Below are 18,070 nucleotides of genomic sequence, written 5' to 3'. Positions count from 1 at the left end.
AATTTATCTATTAATTGAACATAAATTATTACAAATAAGAACAAATAACGAACAATAGAGGATAAAGCTCGCTCATAAATAGCGCAACTCGCTTCAAAGATGCGAAAGTACAGCAAAGAGGCTAAATTGTGACTTGTATCACATATTTAGCGGTGAATACTAAATTAGTCTGCTCATAAGTCTATTGGTACCGCTGGTGGAACTATCGAGGAGGATACTCATGGTTGAGGCACAACACCAAGCCGAGACTGGCAAAACTGCTAGTGCTGATGACGTTGCGTTAGCTGCTCAAAATGAAGTTGATCAACTTGTTGAAAAAGCAACTGTCGCTTTGAATGAGTTTGAAAAGCTTAATCAGCAGCAAATCGATCATATTGTTGCTAAAGCTTCAGTGGCAGCGTTGAATAAACATTTGGTTCTTGCAAAGATGGCTGTCGACGAAACAGGTCGTGGCCTAGTAGAAGACAAAGCTACAAAAAATATCTTTGCATGCGAACATATTACGCATTATCTAGCAGGTCAAAAAACAGTTGGTATTATTCGCGAGGACGATGTTCTCGGAATTGACGAAATAGCTGAACCGGTTGGTATTGTTGCAGGCGTAACTCCAGTTACTAACCCAACTTCTACAGCTATTTTTAAGTCGCTTATTGCACTTAAGACTCGTTGTCCAATTATTTTTGGATTCCATCCTTTTGCGCAAAAGTGCTCTTCTGAAGCAGCTCGAATTGTTCGCGATGCTGCTGTGGCTGCTGGTGCGCCAAAAGATTGCATTCAGTGGATTGAGCATCCTTCAATTGAAGCTACCGGTGCATTGATGAAACATCCAAAGATCGCAACTATTCTTGCAACAGGCGGTCCTGGAATGGTTAAGGCAGCGTATTCTTCAGGAAAACCTGCTCTTGGTGTGGGTGCAGGAAATGCTCCTGCATATGTCGATAGTGACGTTGATATTGTGCGCGCTGCAAACGATTTGATTCTTTCAAAGCATTTTGATTACGGAATGATTTGTGCAACAGAGCAAGCAATTATTGCGCATAAGGATGTGTATGAGCCATTACTTCGCGAATTGAAGCGCAGGAAAGCATATTTTGTTAATGCTGACGAAAAAGCTAAGCTTGAACAATATATGTTTGGATGCACTGCATATTCTGGAAATACACCAAAACTTAATTCCGTTGTTCCTGGTAAGTCTCCGCAATATATTGCGCACGAAGCTGGATTTGAAATTCCAGATGATGCTGTGATTTTGGTTGCAGAGTGCAAAGAAGTTGGCGAAATGGAGCCGCTTACTATGGAAAAGCTCGCTCCTGTACACGCAATGCTTCGTGCAGAAAATAAGGAACAAGGCTTCAAGATGTGCGAGCAGATGCTTGTACATGGAGCTGGTCACACTGCTGTAATTCACACAAATAATCAAGATCTTGTGCGCGAATATGGTGTCCGCATGCATGCTTGCAGAATTGTTTGGAATTCTCCTGGATCTCTTGGTGGTGTTGGAGACATTTACAACGCGATTGCTCCTTCGCTTACTCTTGGATGCGGATCTTATGGTGGAAATTCCGTTTCCGGCAACGTACAAGCTATAAATCTTCTTAATATTAAGCGTATTGCACGAAGGAATAATAATATGCAATGGTTCAAGATTCCGGCTAAAACTTATTTTGAGCCGAATGCTATTCGTTATTTGAGGGATATGTACGGCGTTGAGCGCGCAGTTATTGTGTGCGATAAGGTTATGGAGCAACTTGGCGTAGTCGATAAGATTGTTGATCAGCTTCGTGCTCGAGATAATCGCGTTAGCTTCCGTATTATTGATTACGTTGAGCCTGAGCCAAGCGTTGAAACAGTTGAGCGTGGGGCTGCAATGATGCGTGACGAATTCCAGCCAGACACAATTATTGCTGTTGGTGGTGGTTCGCCAATGGATGCTTCTAAGATTATGTGGCTTATGTATGAGCATCCGGAGATTTCTTTCGCTGATTTGCGAGAAAAGTTCTTCGATATTCGTAAACGCGCATTTAAGATTCCGCCTCTTGGCAGCAAAGCTAAGCTTGTTTGCATTCCAACTTCTTCCGGAACTGGTTCTGAAGTTACGCCTTACGCTGTTATTACAGATCACAAGACTGGATACAAGTATCCTATTACGGACTACGCTTTGACTCCAACGGTCGCAATAGTCGATCCTGTTTTGGCTCGTACGCAGCCGCGTCGATTGGCATGCGATTCTGGTTTTGATGCCTTAACTCATGCTATGGAAGCTTATGTTTCTGTTTACGCAAATGATTTTACGGATGCTATGGCTTTGCATGCTTCGAAACTTATTTGGGAAAATCTCAACGATTCTGTGAATTGCGAAGATTCTCAGCGCAAGGTTGAAGCGCAAGAAAAAATGCATAATGCAGCTACTATGGCTGGAATGGCGTTTGGTTCTGCATTCTTAGGAATGTGCCACGCTATGGCTCATACTATTGGTGCTTTGTGCCACGTTGTACACGGTCATACAAACGCAATTTTGCTGCCTTACGTTATTCGCTATAACGGTCAAATTCCGCAAGAGCCAACTAGCTGGCCAAAGTACAACCGCTATATTGCTCTTGAGAGATATCAGGAGATCGCTAAGAATCTCGGTGTAGATCCTGGTAAAACCCCTGAAGAAGGCGTTGAAAATCTTGCTCGTGCTGTTGAAGAGTATCGAAATGAAAAGCTTGGAATGGACGCTTCGTTTAAGGCTTGTGGCGTAGACGAAGAGTACTACTGGTCGATACTTGACAATATTGGCATGCGTGCTTACGAAGATCAGTGTGCGCCTGCAAATCCTCGTATTCCGCAAATTGAGGATATGAAGGATATTGCTATTGCTGCATATTATGGTGTTTCTCAAGAAGAAGGCCATCGTATGCGTTTGGAGCGTGAAGCGGCGTAATTATTTGCGTATTTAGTTAATAATGGCAGAAGCTCAACTAATTGTAGTTTCTGCCATTTTTTGTTGGAAAATAGCCGACACGCCCGGTTTTTAATAATCGAAGGTTGATGGTTTAATTACTTAGTTGCCTGTTTTAAGGCTCGCATATTGTAATTAAAAAAAGCGAGCGCGGAAGCAAAAACTTTGAATCGAAATCTTTTTGTATGAATAGGTTTTTGATGCCGCGCACTGATGTGGAATTACCCTAGGGGTTTATTCTCGCCGGTGCCCTTGAATTCAGGTTGGTAAACAGTAAACGAATCGCTAGAAAGGGCGGACGGCAATGGCGGGACAGAAAATCCGCATCAGGCTTAAGTCCTATGACCATGAGGTCATCGACCAATCGGCGAAGAAAATCGTCGAGACGGTGACGAACGCGGGCGCCACAGTAGTGGGTCCGGTTCCTCTGCCGACCGAGAAGAACGTGTTTGTTGTTATCCGTTCTCCTCATAAATACAAGGATTCTCGCGAGCATTTCGAGATGCGCACTCATAAGCGCCTCATTGACATCGTAGATCCAACGCCAAAGGCTGTGGATTCTTTGATGCACATTGACCTGCCTGCGGATGTAAACATCGAGATCAAGCTGTAGGAAGGGGGAGAAAGTAATGTCGCAGAATAAGAATCGCACTGCATTGCTCGGCCGCAAGCTGGGTATGTCGCAGGTTTGGGATGAAAACGGCTTCTTCGTCCCCGTAACTCTGGTTGAAGTTGCTACTAACGTAGTTACCGCTGTAAAGACTGTAGAGTCTGACGGTTATTGCGCAGTACAGCTCGGTTATGGCCAGATTGATCCTACCAAGGTGACTAAGCCATTGGCTGGTCATTTTGCAAAGGCTGGTGTAACTCCTCGTCGTCACCTCGCTGAGGTGCGCACCGAGAACGCAGCAGATTATCAGCCAGGTCAGGAATTGACTGCTGAATTGTTCGCTGAGGGTTCTGAAGTAGATGTCACTGGCACTACCAAGGGTAAGGGCTTTGCTGGCACTATCAAGCGTTGGGGCTTCAAGTCCTATCGCCGTACTCACGGCTCGCACAAGAACGAACGTCGCCCAGGTTCTGTGGGCGCTTGCGCAACTCCAAGCCGCATTTTGAAGGGCAAGCGTATGGCTGGTCGCATGGGTCATGTGACTTCCACCGCGCTTAACCTCACAATCGTTTCTTCGGATGTCGAGAACGGCATTCTCGCTATTAAGGGCGCTGTTCCAGGTCCTAAGGGCGCAATCGTTCTCGTCCGTTCGGCAGTGAAGGGAGCCTGATAATTATGGCAAACGTAACTCTGAACGTCACTGATACTAAGGGCAATGCAAGCGGAACCGTTGAAGCTCCTGCTGAAATTTTCGGCATCTCCAACGAAGACGTTTTAGCTCACGGTCCACTGGTTCATCAGGTCGTAATCGCTCAGCTTGCTGCTGCTCGTCAGGGCACCCATGCTGTGAAGAATCGTGCTAATGTTTCCGGCGGCGGTAAGAAGCCATGGAAGCAGAAGGGCACCGGTCGTGCTCGCCAGGGTTCCATTCGTGCTCCTCAGTGGGTACATGGTGGCGTTGTTCACGGTCCAGTTCCTCGTAAGTACGATCAGCGCACCCCGAAGAAGATGAAGGCAGCTGCTCTTCGCTACGTTCTTTCGGATCGTGCAAATGCTGGACGTATTGCTGTAGTTGACTTTGGTATTAAGGATGTTCCATCCACCAAGACAGCTGTTGCAGCACTTACTCCTGTGACCAATAACCAATTCACTACTGTTGTTCTTTCTCGTGAGAACATCAATGAGTGGATGTCTGTACGCAACATTCCAACTGTTCACGTGATCTTCGCTGATCAGCTCAACACTTACGATGTTGTTACAGCTCAGTACGTCGTCTTCTCCAAGGAAGGCTTCGAAGCCTTCGTTGCTGCTAAGACCGAGCCTGTCGTTAAGGAGGCCTGATTTAAATGGTCGCAGTCCATAACCCAGCACATGACGTAATTCTTAAGCCAGTTGTTTCTGAAAAAAGTTACGCAGCTTCTGATCGTGGTCAGTACACTTTCGTAGTGGCTCCAGATGCTAACAAGGTTCAGATCAAGCAGGCTATCGAAGAAATCTTCAAGGTCAAGGTGACAAACGTTAACACTTTGAACCGCGCTGGCAAGTTGAAGCGCTCTCGCACCGGTTTCGGCCGTCGTGTGAACCAGAAGCGTGCTATTGTCACCGTGGCTGAAGGTCAAACGATTGACATCTTTGGTAACTGAAGGCTAGCCGAGAAAAGTAAAGGAATACTATATTATGGCTATCCGCGTTTATAAGCCGACGACTGCAGGCCGTCGTAACGCTTCGGTTTCGGATTTTGCCGAGATCACGCGTTCTACGCCTGAAAAGTCGCTGGTACGCAAACTCAGCAAGACTGGTGGTCGTAACTCTTACGGCCGCATGACTTCTCGCCATCGCGGCGGCGGTCACAAGCGTCAGTATCGTCTCATCGACTTCAAGCGTTGGGACAAGGATGGCGTGCCAGCAAAGGTCGCTCATATTGAGTATGACCCTAATCGTTCCGCTCGCATCGCTTTGTTGCATTACGCAGACGGTGAGAAGCGTTACATTATCGCTCCTGAAGGCGTTGCCCAGGGTGATGTTATTGAGACCGGCGCTCAGGCTGATATTAAGCCAGGCAACAACCTGCCTCTGAAGAATATCCCAACCGGTACCGTGGTTCACGCAATTGAACTTCGTCCACTTGGTGGTGCGAAGATTGCTCGTTCCGCTGGTGCCGCTGTTCAGCTCGTCGCTAAGGATGGTGCTTATGCGCAGTTGCGTATGCCGTCTGGCGAAATTCGTAACGTGGACGCTCGTTGCCGCGCTACTGTTGGCGAAGTAGGTAACTCCGATCACGCCAATATCGAGCTTGGTAAGGCAGGTCGCGCACGTTGGCTTGGTCGTAGACCAATCACCCGAGGCGAATCCATGAACCCTGTGGACCATCCACATGGTGGTCGCACCCGTGGTGGTAAGCCACCAGTTTCTCCATGGGGCAAGGGTGAGGTTCGTACACGTCGTCCAAAGAAGGCTTCGAACAAGATGATTGTTCGTCGTCGCCCGAATGGTAAGAACCGCAAGTAAGGGAGTGTCGAATAGATGACTCGTAGCATCAAGAAGGGCCCTTTCGTCGACGCCCACTTGCAGAAGAAAGTCGACGAGCAAAACGACAAGGGTACGCACAATGTCATTAAGACTTGGTCGCGTCGTTCGATGATCACTCCTGATTTCATTGGACACACCTTTGCCGTACATGATGGCCGCAAGCATGTGCCGGTATTCGTTACCGAAGCCATGGTTGGTCATAAGCTCGGTGAGTTCGCCCCGACCAAGACCTTTAAGGGTCACGTGAAGGACGACAAAAAGGCACGCCGCTAAAGGAGAGTTAGGACACATGGAAGCTAAAGCAATCGCTCGTCACGTCCGCGTGACGCCGCGCAAGGCTCGCCGCATGGTCGACCTCATCCGAGGCAAGCGTGCAAGCGAAGCTATTACCATTTTGAAGTTTGCTCCTCAGGACGCATCATTGCCGGTGCGCAAGGTTCTTGAAAGCGCGATCGCTAACGCTCGCGTTAAGGCTGAAAAAGCCGGTGAACCATTCCGTGAGCAGGACTTGGTCATCAAGGAAACCTATGTGGACGAGGGTGTAACGCTTAAGCGTTTCCGTGCTCGTGCACAGGGTCGCGCTGCGCGCATTAACAAGCGCACAAGCCATATCACTGTTATCGTCTCGCTTAAGGAAGGAGCCCGCTAAAGATGGGTCAGAAGATCAATCCTTTCGGCTATCGCCTGGGCATCACCGAGAATCATCGCTCTAAGTGGTTCTCTGACTCCAACAAAGCTGGCGAGCGTTATCGTGACTTCGTCCTTGAGGATGACAAGATTCGCAAGGAAATGAGCCATGACCTCGAGCGTGCTGGCGTATCTCGTATCGTTATCGAGCGCACTCGTGATCGCGTTCGTGTAGATATTCACACTGCTCGTCCGGGTATTATCATCGGTCGTCGTGGCGCTGAAGCTGAGCGCGTTCGCGCAAAGCTCGAGAAGCTCACAGGCAAGCAAGTACAGCTCAACATCTTCGAAGTGAAGAATGCTGCACTTGACGCTCAGTTGGTTGCTCAGGGAATTGCGGAGCAGTTGACAAACCGTGTTACATTCCGTCGTGCTATGCGTAAGGCACAGCAAGATGCAATGCGTGCAGGTGCCAAGGGTATCCGTATCAAGCTCTCCGGTCGCCTTGGTGGCGCCGAAATGAGCCGCTCTGAGTTCTATCGCGAGGGTCGCGTTCCACTGCAGACTCTTCGTGCCTTGATTGATTACGGCTTCTTTGAAGCTAAGACCACATACGGCCGTATCGGCGTAAAGGTCTGGATCTACAAGGGTGATATGACCGAGCGTGAGTTCGAAGAGCAGCAGGCTCAGCAGGGTAAGCGTGAAGGTCGTCGTGGTGGCGATCGTCGTCCACGTCGTGGCGCACGTCCTGCTAACCAGCAGAAGGCTGCTGAAGCACAGGCTGAAAAGCCAGCTGAAGCTGCAGCTGCTGAAGCTCCTGCCGCAACGGAAACGAAGGAGTGAGCAGATGCTTATCCCAAAGAGGACTAAATATCGTAAGCAGCACCGTCCTACCCGTAGCGGCATGTCTAAGGGTGGCACCGAGATCGCTTTCGGCGATTTTGGTATTCAGGCGCTGGCTCCGGCTTACATCACTAACCGACAGATCGAGGCAGCTCGTATCGCAATGACTCGCTACATTAAGCGTGGCGGTCGTGTGTGGATTACGATCTTCCCAGATCGTCCATTAACCAAGCACCCGCTTGGTGCGCGAATGGGTTCCGGTAAGGGTGCTCCAGAATTCTGGATTGCCAACATCCACCCAGGACGCGTAATGTTCGAGATCGGTGGTGTTTCTGAGGACATCGCTCGCGAGGCCTTGCGCCGCGCTATCGATAAGCTCCCAATGAAATGCCGTGTTATTGCGCGTGAAGGCGGTGACATCTGATGCCAGTCGGAACTGCAGACTACACCATCAAGAATTTGAACGAGAAGACAAATGCTGAGATCGAAGGCTTCTTGAAGAAGTCTAAGGAAGAGCTATTTAACTTGCGCTTCCAGGCAGCAACTGGTCAACTCGAAAACAGCGCTCGCCTCAAGGCGGTCAAGCACGACATTGCCAGGATGTATACTATCCTGCGTGAGCGTGAACTCGGCATCAGCCAAGAGCCTGGCGCCACTGAGGTCAAGGAGAAGTAAGCATGGCTGAGAACCAAGAGCGCAACTTCCGCAAGGTTCGTCGCGGCTACGTCGTGTCCGAGGCCATGGACAAGACAATCGCCGTTGAGCTGGAGCAGCGTTCGACACACCCGCTTTACGGTAAAGTCGTTCGCTCCACCCGCAAGGTCAAAGCCCATGATGAACACAATGAGGCACATATTGGCGACCTCGTGAGTATTATGGAAACTCGGCCACTGAGCAAGACCAAGCGTTGGCGTCTCGACTCGATTATCGAGCGCGCCAAGTAAACAAGTTCGGCAAGGCTCCGCGCTTCACCTGTGTCTGCTACTGTGGTAGACACAGGTGAGTGGGGAGAACCAGCTCGGCTAAGGAGAATCAATGATTCAGCAGGAAACGCGGCTTCATGTCGCCGACAACACGGGTGCTAAGGAGTTACTTGCCATCCGCGTGCTCGGTGGATCGAAGCGACGCTATGCCGGCATCGGCGACATCATCGTCGCCTCCGTCAAGGACGCGATCCCTGGCGGGTCGGTCAAGAAAGGCGACGTAGTTAAGGCTGTCGTCGTCCGTACTGTCAAGGAACATCGCCGTGTCGATGGTTCCTATATTAAGTTCGATGAGAACGCCGCCGTAATTCTCGGCTCCGGTCGTGAACCAAAAGGCACTCGTATCTTCGGACCAGTCGGTCGTGAATTGCGCGATCAGCGCTTCATGAAGATTGTGTCCCTTGCTCCGGAGGTGATCTGATATGGTAGCCAAGATTAAGTCCGGCGACCAGGTGAAGGTCATTCGCGGCAAGGATCGCGGTAAGGAAGGCAAAGTAGTTCGTGTACTAGCCGATGACCGTTTGATCGTAGAAGGCGTTCAGGTCGTTAAGAAGCACGTTCGCGCCACCCAGCAGGGTCAGCAGGCGGGCATTGTTTCGGTTGAGGCTCCAATCCATCGCTCTAATGTGATGGTTATTGATCCAGAGACCAAGCAGCCTACACGCGTTGGCGTGATTGTTAAGCAAGAGGCTCGTGACGGCAAGGTTAAGACCGTGCGCGTGCGTGTCGCCAAGAAGTCCGGAAAGGAGCTGGCATGACCGATACTACAGTTGAGTTGCCGGCAACTCCGCGCTTAAAGCAACAATACAAGGATGAAATCGTACCAGCCTTGGAGAAAGAATTCGGCCACACTAATCCTATGCAGGTGGCTCGCGTGCAGAAGGTTGTCGTCTCTATGGGCGTCGGCGCTGCAGCTCGTGATTCTAAGCTCATCGAAGGTGCGATTAAGGATCTCACTTTGATTGCCGGCCAGAAGCCAAAGGTAACTAAGGCAAAGAAGTCTGTCGCTCAGTTCCATTTGCGCGAAGGTCAGGCTATCGGTGCTTACGTAACTCTTCGTGGCGATCGTATGTGGGAATTCTTGGATCGTTTGCTCACTCTGGCTTTGCCTCGTATCCGCGATTTCCGTGGTATCAATGGCAACCAGTTTGACGGTCAGGGTAATTACAACTTTGGTCTTACGGAACAGTCTATGTTCCATGAGATCGATCCTGACTCGATTGATCATCAGCGTGGTATGGACATCACCGTGGTGACTACCACCAAGGACGATGTGGAGGCCAAGTCTTTGCTTAAGCACCTCGGTTTCCCATTCAAGGAGAACTGAAATGGCAAAAACCGCTCTGAAAAACAAGGCGGCCGCCAAGCCGAAGTTCAAGGTACGCGCTTATACGCGTTGCCAGGTTTGTGGTCGTCCTCACTCCGTGTATCGCAAGTTCGGTCTGTGCCGCATCTGCCTTCGTGAGAAGGCTCATCGCGGTGAGTTGCCGGGTGTTACGAAGTCCAGTTGGTAAATATCGACGCTGAAGGTCCACTGCTTGAAGACAAAGTTCTCATATAGAGGCGGTGGAAACCACGGCGAGAAAGGGCGTTAGCCCACATGACAATGACAGATCCAATCGCAGACATGTTGACACGTCTGCGTAATGCGAGCGCGGCAAAGCACGATACCGTGGAAATGCCGTACTCCAAATTCAAGGCGAATATCGCCGAGATTCTGAAGCACGAAGGCTATATTAAGGACTTCGCTGCTAAGGAAGCTAAGGTTGGACAGACGTTGGAAATTACGTTGAAGTATGGCTCCAATGGCCAGCGTTCTATCCAAGGCATCAAGCGCATTTCTAAGCCAGGCTTGCGTCGTTACGCAAAGTCTGATGCTTTGCCAATGCCTCTTGGTGGCCTCGGTATTGCTATTATCTCGACCAGCTCGGGATTGTTGACTCAGAAGGAATGCCTCGATCGAGGCATTGGCGGCGAAATCGTCGCCTACGTATGGTGAGAAAGGAGAGCTGAAGATGGCATCGCATATTGGTAAGCTCCCCGTCGACATTCCTGCAGGCGTGGAAGTAAAGATTGAAGGTCAGTCCTTCAGCGTCAAAGGCGCTAAGGGTTCTGATTCTTATGAAATTCCAGAGGGAATCACCGCAGCAGTCGCTGACAATCAGATTGTTCTGACTCCAGTTGACGATTTGCGCCCAACTCGTGCAAAGCATGGTTTGGCTCGCGCAATTGTTGCTTCTATGGTGAAGGGTGTGCATGACGGCTACACCAAGACTTTGGATATTGTCGGTACCGGTTATCGTGCAGTGATGAAGGGCAAGGGCATTGAGTTCTCGCTCGGTTATTCTCACACTATTACCGTTCAACCACCGGCAGGTATTGAGTTCGAGTTGCCAAATCCTAACCAGGTAATCGTAAAGGGCACCGATAAGCAGACTGTTGGCCAGGTTGCTGCTAACATTCGTAAGCTTCGTGCTCCAGAACCTTACAAGGGTAAGGGTATTAAGTACACCGATGAACGTATCCTGCGCAAGGCTGGAAAGGCTGGTAAGTGATATGAGCGTTAAGATTTTCGGTAAGGGTACCAAAGTCGCACGTTTGCGTCGTCACGCCCGTCTTCGTAAGCACATTGCCGGCACAGCTGAACGTCCTCGTTTAGTTGTTTCCCGTTCTAACCGTCATATGGTTGCTCAGATTGTGGATGATACCAAGGGAATTACTTTGGTAAGCGCTTCCACTTTGACTGCTGACTTCGCTGGTTTCACTGGCACGAAGACTGAAGCTGCAACCAAGGTTGGCGAATTAGTAGCGGCTAAGGCGAAGGAAGCGGGTATCACCGCTGTAGTCTTCGACCGTGGCGGTAACAAATATCATGGTCGCGTCGCAGCAGTGGCTGAAGGCGCCCGTCAGGGAGGTCTGGCACTGTGAGCGACAACGAAAAGGAAACCCAAGTGGCTGAAGAAACTCAGAACACTCAGGCATCCGCTGAGGAGCGTAACGATGATCGTCGTTCTCGCCGTAACAAGGGCGAGGGTAAACGCGGCGAACGTCGTAATCGTCGTGAAGAAAACCGTGGCGAAGAGCTTCTGGATCGCGTAGTTACTATTAACCGTGTTTCCAAGACCCACAAGGGTGGTCGTACCTTTAGCTTTGCAGCACTTGTTGTTGTTGGCGACGGTAAGGGCACTGTTGGTGTTGGTTACGGCAAGTCTCGCGAAGTTCCAGCTGCTATTGCTAAGGGTCAGCTTGACGCTAAGAAGCATATGTTCACTGTTCCACGCATTCGTGGTACCGTCACTCATCCAGTGCTCGGTCACGATGCTGCTGGTACTGTGTTGCTCCGTCCAGCTGCTCCAGGTACTGGTGTAATTGCTGGTGGTGCTGTGCGCGCTGTTATGGAATGCGCCGGCATTACGGACATCCTCACCAAGTCCATGGGCTCTGCAACTGCTGTAAACGTAGTGCGTGCTACTGTGGACGCTTTGAAGAAGCTCGAAGAGCCAGAAGAGATTTCTGCTCGTCGTGGTCTTTCTCTTGAGGAAGTCGCTCCTGATGCTTTGCTCCGTGAGCGTGCTGCCGGCATTGCCGAAGCTCGCAAGGCTCGCGAAGAAGCTCAGGCCGCCAAGGCATCTGAAGCAAAGGATGGTGAGTGATGTCAAATTTGAAGATCACTCTGGTGCATGGTTTAGTTCATACAACTGAGCGCCAGCGCGCGAATGTTCATACGCTCGGCCTTCATAAGATTGGTCACAGCGTAGTTCGCGAGGACACCCCCGTCAATCGTGGCTTGGTTATGGCCGTTCGCCACTTGGTGAGCGTCGAGGAGGTCGACTGATTATGGCTAACGAAGAACCAATGCTGCATATGCACACGTTGCGTCCAGCTCCAGGAGCTAAGAAGGATCGCATCCGTGTAGGTCGTGGTGAAGGCTCTAAGGGTAAGACCTCAGGTCGTGGTGATAAGGGCACAAAGAAGCGTTATCAGGTTCGTCCTGGCTTCGAAGGTGGCCAGCTCCCACTGTACATGCGCTTGCCTAAGTTGCGTGGCTTCAAGAGTCCTTTCAAGAAGGAATTCCAAGTCGTCAACGTTGCAGATCTTGCTGAACTTTTCCCAAAGGGTGGCGAGGTTACTGTAGCTGACCTTATTACTAAGGGCGCTGTACGTGATGGCTATCCTGTGAAGGTTCTTGGTGATGGTGAATTAACTGTTGCCTTGACTCTTAAGGGTATGAAAGCTTCTGCTTCTGCTAAGGCAAAGGTTGAGGCTGCCGGCGGCTCCATCAGCGAAGAGTAGTTAAAGGCTACTTAAAGCTTGATGCAGTTATAAATCTGTGATAGTCCCTCTAGCATTGTCTAGAGGGACTATTTTTATCACCAAAACTCACCAATAACCTATTTCAGTAGGTACCGTGGGTTAAACTATTGCCTCAGAGTTTGTTTTTTGCACTGTTGCGCCTAGGAGTGCGCGAAAAAAGGGAGGAAGACCCAGGTGAAAACGTTAATCCAGGCCTTCAGGACGAAGGAGTTGAGGAACAAGATCCTCTTCGTCTTCGCTATGATAATTATTTATCGTATTGGTTCATTTATTCCGATTCCGGGTGTGGACTATAAAGTTGTGCATGCTTGCACTGTTAAATTAGCTTCATCGAGCGAGAACTTTATTGGGTTAGTTAACTTGTTCTCAGGTGGCTCGCTGTTGCAGCTTTCTATTTTTGCTTTGGGTGTTATGCCTTACATCACTGCTTCCATTGTGATTCAGCTTTTGCGCGTGGTTATTCCTCGCTTTGAAGCTCTTCATAAGGAAGGTCAGTCTGGAGAAACAAAGCTTACGCAGTACACGCGTTATCTAACTATTGGATTGGCAATTTTGCAATCTACTACGATTTTGGTAACAGCACGTACGGGTGCTTTGTTTAATTATCAGTGCGGAAATAATATTATTCCAGACGGAAGCATGTGGAGCCTTATTGTCATGGTTTTGATCATGACTGGCGGTACTGGTCTTATTATGTGGATGGCAGAACTCATCACCGATAAGGGTATCGGTCAAGGCATGTCTGTCTTAATCTTTATGTCTATTTGCTCTGGCTTCTTGCCAAAGCTTTGGGAAATTGGTTGGGGCACCAACGGTTCTAATGGCGATTGGAATAAGTTCGCTATTGTTGGTGGCGTTTTGATTGTTATCCTCATATTTGTTGACTTTGTTGAGCTTGCTCAACGTCGTATTCCTGTGCAGTATACGCGCCGCATGATTGGCCGAAAAATGTATGGTGGCTCTTCGACTTATTTGCCATTAAAGGTGAATATGAGTGGTGTTATCCCACCAATCTTTGCTTCGTCAATTCTTGCTGTTCCTACTCTTATTGCCCAGTTTGGAGATAAGAGCAAGGCTTGGGTGAATTGGATTGAAGCTAATTTGGCTAATTCCACTTCTGCTTGGTATATTGCGTTTTACACAGTAATGATTGTGTTCTTCTGCTTCTTCTACACAGAGATTACTTTTAATCCTGATGAGACTGCAGATAACATGAAAGAGTATGGTGGCTTCATACCAGGCATTCGCGCTGGTAGTGCTACAAGTCATTATCTTAGCTATGTTATGAACAGGTTGAATACTGTCGGTGCTATTTATTTGCTCTTTGTTGCATTGATTCCTACCGTTTTGATTATGGCTTTGCATTTGAATACAAAATTGCCATTCGGTGGTACAACAATTTTGATTATTGCTGGCGTTGGTTTGGATACGTTGCGTCAAGCAAAGGCTCAGACTGAACAATTCCAGTATGCTGGTTTCTTGTTCAAGCATGATGAGCAAAAGCAAGTATCTAAGTAACTACAGTTAGCGAGCCAAGGAGATGAATATGCGATTACTAATTATGGGTCCACAGGGCGTTGGAAAAGGCACTCAGGCCGCTTTGTTAAGTGAGCATTATGGCATTCCAGCGATTTCTACTGGTGATATTTTCCGCTATAACCTTAAGAATCATACTGAGCTTGGAAAACAGGTTCAGGGATATCTTGACAAGGGCGAGTTGGTTCCAGATGAGCTGACTAACAACATTGTTAAGGATCGTCTTGCTCAAGATGATGCAAAGAGTGGTTGGATTCTCGACGGTTATCCTCGCAACGCTTCTCAGGTTCAAGCTTTAGATCGTATGTTGGAAGAGCTTGGCACTCCTCTTGATCACGTTGTGGCTCTCGAGGCTGAGCGCGATGTTTTGCTCGAACGCATGCAAAAGCGTGCAGTGGAGCAAGGCCGTTCTGACGATACTCCAGAAGTAATTGCTAAGCGTTTGGAAACGTATGAGAAAGAAACAGCTCCATTGCTTGATATTTATGATAGCCGCGGTCAGTTGGTTGAAGTAGATGGCGTTGGAGATATTAAGGAAATCAATAATCGCATTGTTGAATCACTTAATTAAGTAGTGCGTTTTTAAATTTAAAAAGTAAGATGCGTTCTGTTCGACACGCCGAGTGTTGAATGGGACGCATTTACTGTATTATAGAAGATTGGCGTGTCTTCGGATGCGCAAAGTAGTATGCCCAAGGAACGGAACGAGGCTCATGGCAAAAGACGGTGTGATTGAAGTCGAAGGCACGGTAGTAGAAGCACTACCAAATGCGATGTTTCGCGTTCAGCTTGAGAATGAGCACATTGTTTTAGCTACGATCTCTGGTAAGATGCGTAAAAATTATATTCGCATTCTTCCTCAAGATCGTGTAGTGCTAGAGATGAGCCCTTACGATCTGAATCGTGGGCGTATTACGTACCGTTATAAGTAAGGTACAAGCAAAGGAAAACCATGAAGGTCAGCCCTAGCGTGAAGAGGATCTGCGAAAACTGCCGCGTGATCCGCCGTCACGGCCGCGTCATGGTGATCTGCATTAACCCACGTCATAAGCAGCGTCAGGGCTGAGCAGATTTCCATCGCGGAATACAAAGAATAAGGCGCTAAGTCACAGCAGAAGCTGAACCCTGGGTGCGCAGGCCCAGGCCGCATTTAATTTCTATTAATGCGGAAGACTTGGTGCACGACCTGCGTAACAGTAAAGGAATTACAATGGCACGTCTTGCCGGAGTAGATATTCCCAATGAGAAGCGCATTGAGATTGCCCTCACCTACATTTTTGGTGTTGGTCGTACTCGCGCTAAGGAAACGCTTGCCGCGACCGGTGTTAATCCGGACACTCGCGTCAAGGATCTTACGGATGAACAGCTGATCACCTTGCGTGATTATCTTGAGGCCAATTACAAGATTGAAGGCGATTTGCGTCGTGAGATCGACGCTGACATCCGTCGTAAGATTCAGATCAACTGCTATCAAGGCCAGCGTCATCGCAAGGGTCTTCCTGTGCGTGGTCAGCGTACCAAGACTAATGCTCGTACTCGCAAGGGTCCGAAGCGTACTGTCGCCGGGAAGAAGAAGGCCACCCGATAGTAGTCGGTGGTCGGCTCTAGGCCACGGATATATTTCCATCGTCTAGACATACCAACTCATTCGTCATTAGGAAACGAGGGTCAATGGCAGCTGCAAAGCAAGCCTCGCGCAAGCCGCGTCGCCGGGACCGCAAGTCGGTGCCGGTTGGGCAGGCGCATATTAAATCAACATTCAATAACACGATTATCTCCATTACCGATCCATCCGGTGCAGTCCTTTCTTGGGCTTCCGGCGGTGATGTCGGCTTTAAGGGTTCCCGTAAGTCGACTCCTTACGCTGCAGGTATGGCTGCTGAGTCTGCCGCACGCAAGGCAATGGAGCATGGCCTCAAGAAGGTCGACGTGTTTGTTAAGGGTCCAGGTTCCGGTCGTGAAACCGCTATCCGTTCCCTCCAGTCCGCGGGTCTCGAAGTTGGTTCTATTACCGACGTTACCCCGCAAGCGCATAACGGCGTACGCCCACCAAAGCGTCGCCGCGTCTGAGCACTCTTACGAATCCATCCATCCAACCCGCTTATGGGCGGCGAGTGCACCACCGACCAGAAGCTGAAAGGATACCAAAGTGCTTATCGCACAGCGTCCGACACTTACCGAGGAATCACTGAATCCCCAGCGTTCTCGCTTTACTATTGAGCCGCTGGAACCAGGTTTTGGCTACACTCTCGGCAATTCGCTGCGTCGTACCTTGTTAAGCTCTATTCCAGGTGCTGCCGTTACTTCGGTTCGCATCTCTGGAGCTCTGCATGAGTTTACGACTCTGCCAGGTGTTGAAGAAGATGTCACTGAAATTCTGCTGAACATCAAGGGCATCGTGCTCACGAGTGAGTACGACGAGCCTGTAGTGATGTATTTGCGCAAGAATGGTAAAGGTGAAGCCACTGCTGGAGATATTACTCCTCCAGCCGGTGTTACTATTGCTAACCCTGACTTGCATATTGCTACACTCGCAGAAGATGGTGAACTTGAAATTGAGTTTACTGTTGAACGCGGTCGCGGCTACGTGCCAGCTCAGATGAACAAGCAGGAGAACAGCGAAATCGGCCGCATTCCTGTGGATTCGATCTACTCACCAGTTTTGAAGGTGAGCTATAAGGTCGAAGCTACCCGCGTGGAACAGCGCACGGACTTCGATAAGCTCATCCTGGATGTGGAAACCAAGCCAGCTATTACACCGCGTGATGCAGTTGCATCTGCAGGCTCGACTTTAGTTGAGCTTTTCGGTCTTTGCCGTGAGCTTAACGTTGATGCTGAAGGTGTTGAAGTTGGTCCAGCGCCAACTCATGATGAAGCTGATTCTCAGTTGGCTATACCGATTGAAGATATGAATTTTACTCAGCGTAGCTATAATTGCTTGAAGCGTGAGGGTATTCATACAGTCGGCGAACTGGTAGTTCACACTGAGCAGGATTTGCTCGATATTCGTAATTTCGGCATGAAATCCATCGATGAAGTTAAAGAGAAGTTGCAGGCAATGGGTCTGTCTTTGAAGGCTTCACCGATTGGCTTCGACGCCAATAATCTCGAAGGTGGCACTTTCTTCTCGCCTGAAGACGAGTAAGTTCCGCCTGCAATCGTCGTAACGTTCGGATGTTCGGGTTGATGCCCACCTGAGCGATGCGACAATAAGGAGTAATAATGCCTACACCGAAACAAGGCCCTCGTCTGGCTTCTAGCCCGGCTCATGAGCGCCTGATGCTGGCCAATATGGCGACCAGCCTCTTCCAGCACGGTCGTATCGTAACGACGTTGCCAAAGGCAAAGCGTCTTCGTCCGCTTGCTGAGCGTTTGATTTCATTCGCTAAGCGTGGCGATTTACATTCGCGTCGTCGTGTGTTGCGTGTAATTCGCAACAAGTCCGTGGTTCACGTGCTTTTCACTCAGATTGCTGAGCAGATGAAGCAGCGTGAAGGTGGTTACACCCGCATCGTGAAGATTGCTCCACGTCGTGGTGATACCGCTCCTCAGGCAATTATTGAGCTCGTGACTGAGCCAGTAAGCCCAAAGAAGGCTGTTGTGAAGGAAGCTGAAGCAGCTACTAAGGTTGCAGCTAAAGAAGAAGCTGCCGAGTAGTTTATATTCCAGCTTTACGCATCGGTA

Annotated in this window: 30 protein-coding genes; all 30 read left to right on the top strand. The window is 49.3% G+C overall.

What is annotated here, in order from left to right:
• The first annotated feature begins 220 nt into the window (after nucleotides 1-220).
• The 30 genes from adhE (at nucleotide 221) to rplQ (ending at nucleotide 18,043) form a co-directional block, all read left to right on the top strand.
• Nucleotides 221-2,926: a bifunctional acetaldehyde-CoA/alcohol dehydrogenase gene (adhE, locus tag A5294_RS03620; RefSeq protein ID WP_004105523.1), complete on the top strand. Its 2,706-nt coding sequence runs from the start codon at nucleotides 221-223 to the stop codon at nucleotides 2,924-2,926.
• Between the two features lie 322 nt (nucleotides 2,927-3,248).
• Nucleotides 3,249-3,557, top strand: a complete 309-nt coding sequence (rpsJ, locus tag A5294_RS03615; RefSeq protein WP_003808013.1) for a 30S ribosomal protein S10 — start codon at nucleotides 3,249-3,251, stop codon at nucleotides 3,555-3,557.
• A 16-nt stretch (nucleotides 3,558-3,573) separates the two neighbouring features.
• Nucleotides 3,574-4,224: a 50S ribosomal protein L3 gene (rplC, locus tag A5294_RS03610; protein ID WP_004105519.1), complete on the top strand. Its 651-nt coding sequence runs from the start codon at nucleotides 3,574-3,576 to the stop codon at nucleotides 4,222-4,224.
• 5 nt (nucleotides 4,225-4,229) lie between these two features.
• On the top strand, nucleotides 4,230-4,895 hold the full coding sequence (rplD, locus tag A5294_RS03605; protein WP_004105517.1) for a 50S ribosomal protein L4: 666 nt from the start codon (nucleotides 4,230-4,232) through the stop codon (nucleotides 4,893-4,895).
• A 5-nt stretch (nucleotides 4,896-4,900) separates the two neighbouring features.
• Nucleotides 4,901-5,197, top strand: a complete 297-nt coding sequence (gene rplW, locus A5294_RS03600; RefSeq protein WP_004105515.1) for a 50S ribosomal protein L23 — start codon at nucleotides 4,901-4,903, stop codon at nucleotides 5,195-5,197.
• A 34-nt stretch (nucleotides 5,198-5,231) separates the two neighbouring features.
• A complete protein-coding gene (rplB, locus tag A5294_RS03595; protein ID WP_004574091.1) occupies nucleotides 5,232-6,062 on the top strand; it encodes a 50S ribosomal protein L2 in 831 nt (276 codons plus the stop codon).
• A 15-nt stretch (nucleotides 6,063-6,077) separates the two neighbouring features.
• Entirely contained in the window at nucleotides 6,078-6,356 is a 279-nt protein-coding gene (gene rpsS / locus A5294_RS03590) for a 30S ribosomal protein S19 (RefSeq protein WP_004114357.1), read from the top strand.
• Between the two features lie 16 nt (nucleotides 6,357-6,372).
• Nucleotides 6,373-6,732, top strand: coding sequence for a 50S ribosomal protein L22 (gene rplV, locus A5294_RS03585; RefSeq protein WP_004105510.1), 360 nt, complete (start codon nucleotides 6,373-6,375; stop codon nucleotides 6,730-6,732).
• Nucleotides 6,733-6,734: 2 nt separating this feature from the next.
• Entirely contained in the window at nucleotides 6,735-7,553 is an 819-nt protein-coding gene (gene rpsC, locus A5294_RS03580; RefSeq protein ID WP_004574090.1) for a 30S ribosomal protein S3, read from the top strand.
• Nucleotides 7,554-7,557: 4 nt separating this feature from the next.
• Nucleotides 7,558-7,977, top strand: coding sequence for a 50S ribosomal protein L16 (gene rplP / locus A5294_RS03575; protein WP_004109684.1), 420 nt, complete (start codon nucleotides 7,558-7,560; stop codon nucleotides 7,975-7,977).
• On the top strand, nucleotides 7,977-8,228 hold the full coding sequence (gene rpmC / locus A5294_RS03570; RefSeq protein WP_004105502.1) for a 50S ribosomal protein L29: 252 nt from the start codon (nucleotides 7,977-7,979) through the stop codon (nucleotides 8,226-8,228). The genes rplP and rpmC overlap by 1 nt, the downstream gene beginning before the upstream one ends.
• A gap of 2 nt (nucleotides 8,229-8,230) precedes the next feature.
• Nucleotides 8,231-8,497, top strand: a complete 267-nt coding sequence (rpsQ, locus tag A5294_RS03565) for a 30S ribosomal protein S17 (RefSeq protein WP_004114365.1) — start codon at nucleotides 8,231-8,233, stop codon at nucleotides 8,495-8,497.
• 91 nt (nucleotides 8,498-8,588) lie between these two features.
• Nucleotides 8,589-8,957 (top strand): 50S ribosomal protein L14, encoded by a 369-nt coding sequence (gene rplN / locus A5294_RS03560; protein WP_004574089.1) that lies wholly within the window; start codon nucleotides 8,589-8,591, stop codon nucleotides 8,955-8,957.
• 1 nt (nucleotide 8,958) lies between these two features.
• Entirely contained in the window at nucleotides 8,959-9,294 is a 336-nt protein-coding gene (rplX, locus tag A5294_RS03555; RefSeq protein WP_004105501.1) for a 50S ribosomal protein L24, read from the top strand.
• Nucleotides 9,291-9,863 (top strand): 50S ribosomal protein L5, encoded by a 573-nt coding sequence (gene rplE / locus A5294_RS03550; protein ID WP_004109679.1) that lies wholly within the window; start codon nucleotides 9,291-9,293, stop codon nucleotides 9,861-9,863. Before rplX ends, rplE begins: the two co-directional genes overlap by 4 nt.
• Nucleotide 9,864: 1 nt before the next feature.
• A complete protein-coding gene (locus A5294_RS03545; protein ID WP_003808046.1) occupies nucleotides 9,865-10,050 on the top strand; it encodes a type Z 30S ribosomal protein S14 in 186 nt (61 codons plus the stop codon).
• Between the two features lie 86 nt (nucleotides 10,051-10,136).
• Nucleotides 10,137-10,535, top strand: a complete 399-nt coding sequence (gene rpsH / locus A5294_RS03540) for a 30S ribosomal protein S8 (protein ID WP_004105495.1) — start codon at nucleotides 10,137-10,139, stop codon at nucleotides 10,533-10,535.
• Nucleotides 10,536-10,551: 16 nt separating this feature from the next.
• Nucleotides 10,552-11,091, top strand: coding sequence for a 50S ribosomal protein L6 (rplF, locus tag A5294_RS03535; RefSeq protein WP_004105494.1), 540 nt, complete (start codon nucleotides 10,552-10,554; stop codon nucleotides 11,089-11,091).
• A gap of 1 nt (nucleotide 11,092) precedes the next feature.
• A complete protein-coding gene (rplR, locus tag A5294_RS03530) occupies nucleotides 11,093-11,464 on the top strand; it encodes a 50S ribosomal protein L18 (protein WP_064340476.1) in 372 nt (123 codons plus the stop codon).
• A complete protein-coding gene (gene rpsE, locus A5294_RS03525; RefSeq protein ID WP_004574087.1) occupies nucleotides 11,461-12,189 on the top strand; it encodes a 30S ribosomal protein S5 in 729 nt (242 codons plus the stop codon). Before rplR ends, rpsE begins: the two co-directional genes overlap by 4 nt.
• Nucleotides 12,189-12,371: a 50S ribosomal protein L30 gene (gene rpmD, locus A5294_RS03520; protein WP_004105491.1), complete on the top strand. Its 183-nt coding sequence runs from the start codon at nucleotides 12,189-12,191 to the stop codon at nucleotides 12,369-12,371. The genes rpsE and rpmD overlap by 1 nt, the downstream gene beginning before the upstream one ends.
• Before the next feature lie 2 nt (nucleotides 12,372-12,373).
• Nucleotides 12,374-12,829: a 50S ribosomal protein L15 gene (rplO, locus tag A5294_RS03515; protein ID WP_004105490.1), complete on the top strand. Its 456-nt coding sequence runs from the start codon at nucleotides 12,374-12,376 to the stop codon at nucleotides 12,827-12,829.
• 195 nt (nucleotides 12,830-13,024) lie between these two features.
• Nucleotides 13,025-14,368 (top strand): preprotein translocase subunit SecY, encoded by a 1,344-nt coding sequence (secY, locus tag A5294_RS03510; RefSeq protein WP_004574086.1) that lies wholly within the window; start codon nucleotides 13,025-13,027, stop codon nucleotides 14,366-14,368.
• 28 nt (nucleotides 14,369-14,396) lie between these two features.
• Complete coding sequence (locus A5294_RS03505; RefSeq protein WP_004574085.1) at nucleotides 14,397-14,957, top strand: adenylate kinase; 561 nt, start codon at nucleotides 14,397-14,399, stop codon at nucleotides 14,955-14,957.
• A gap of 142 nt (nucleotides 14,958-15,099) precedes the next feature.
• Complete coding sequence (gene infA / locus A5294_RS03500; RefSeq protein ID WP_004105485.1) at nucleotides 15,100-15,318, top strand: translation initiation factor IF-1; 219 nt, start codon at nucleotides 15,100-15,102, stop codon at nucleotides 15,316-15,318.
• Between the two features lie 20 nt (nucleotides 15,319-15,338).
• Entirely contained in the window at nucleotides 15,339-15,452 is a 114-nt protein-coding gene (gene rpmJ / locus A5294_RS06580; protein WP_003842636.1) for a 50S ribosomal protein L36, read from the top strand.
• Nucleotides 15,453-15,596: 144 nt separating this feature from the next.
• The gene (gene rpsM / locus A5294_RS03495; RefSeq protein ID WP_004105472.1) at nucleotides 15,597-15,974 is read left to right on the top strand and encodes a 30S ribosomal protein S13; all 378 of its coding nucleotides are present in this window, start codon (nucleotides 15,597-15,599) and stop codon (nucleotides 15,972-15,974) included.
• A gap of 83 nt (nucleotides 15,975-16,057) precedes the next feature.
• Entirely contained in the window at nucleotides 16,058-16,456 is a 399-nt protein-coding gene (gene rpsK, locus A5294_RS03490) for a 30S ribosomal protein S11 (RefSeq protein ID WP_004105468.1), read from the top strand.
• A gap of 79 nt (nucleotides 16,457-16,535) precedes the next feature.
• Nucleotides 16,536-17,531 (top strand): DNA-directed RNA polymerase subunit alpha, encoded by a 996-nt coding sequence (locus A5294_RS03485; RefSeq protein WP_004574084.1) that lies wholly within the window; start codon nucleotides 16,536-16,538, stop codon nucleotides 17,529-17,531.
• Between the two features lie 77 nt (nucleotides 17,532-17,608).
• Nucleotides 17,609-18,043, top strand: a complete 435-nt coding sequence (rplQ, locus tag A5294_RS03480; protein WP_004129014.1) for a 50S ribosomal protein L17 — start codon at nucleotides 17,609-17,611, stop codon at nucleotides 18,041-18,043.
• Nucleotides 18,044-18,070: the final 27 nt, after the last annotated feature.

The organism is Gardnerella sp. 30-4, assembly GCF_001641215.1.
In the GTDB taxonomy this organism is placed as follows: Bacteria; Actinomycetota; Actinomycetes; order Actinomycetales; family Bifidobacteriaceae; genus Bifidobacterium; species Bifidobacterium leopoldii.
The sequence above is the reverse complement of the archived record's forward strand: the minus strand, read 5'-3'. Positions and strand labels throughout refer to the sequence as shown.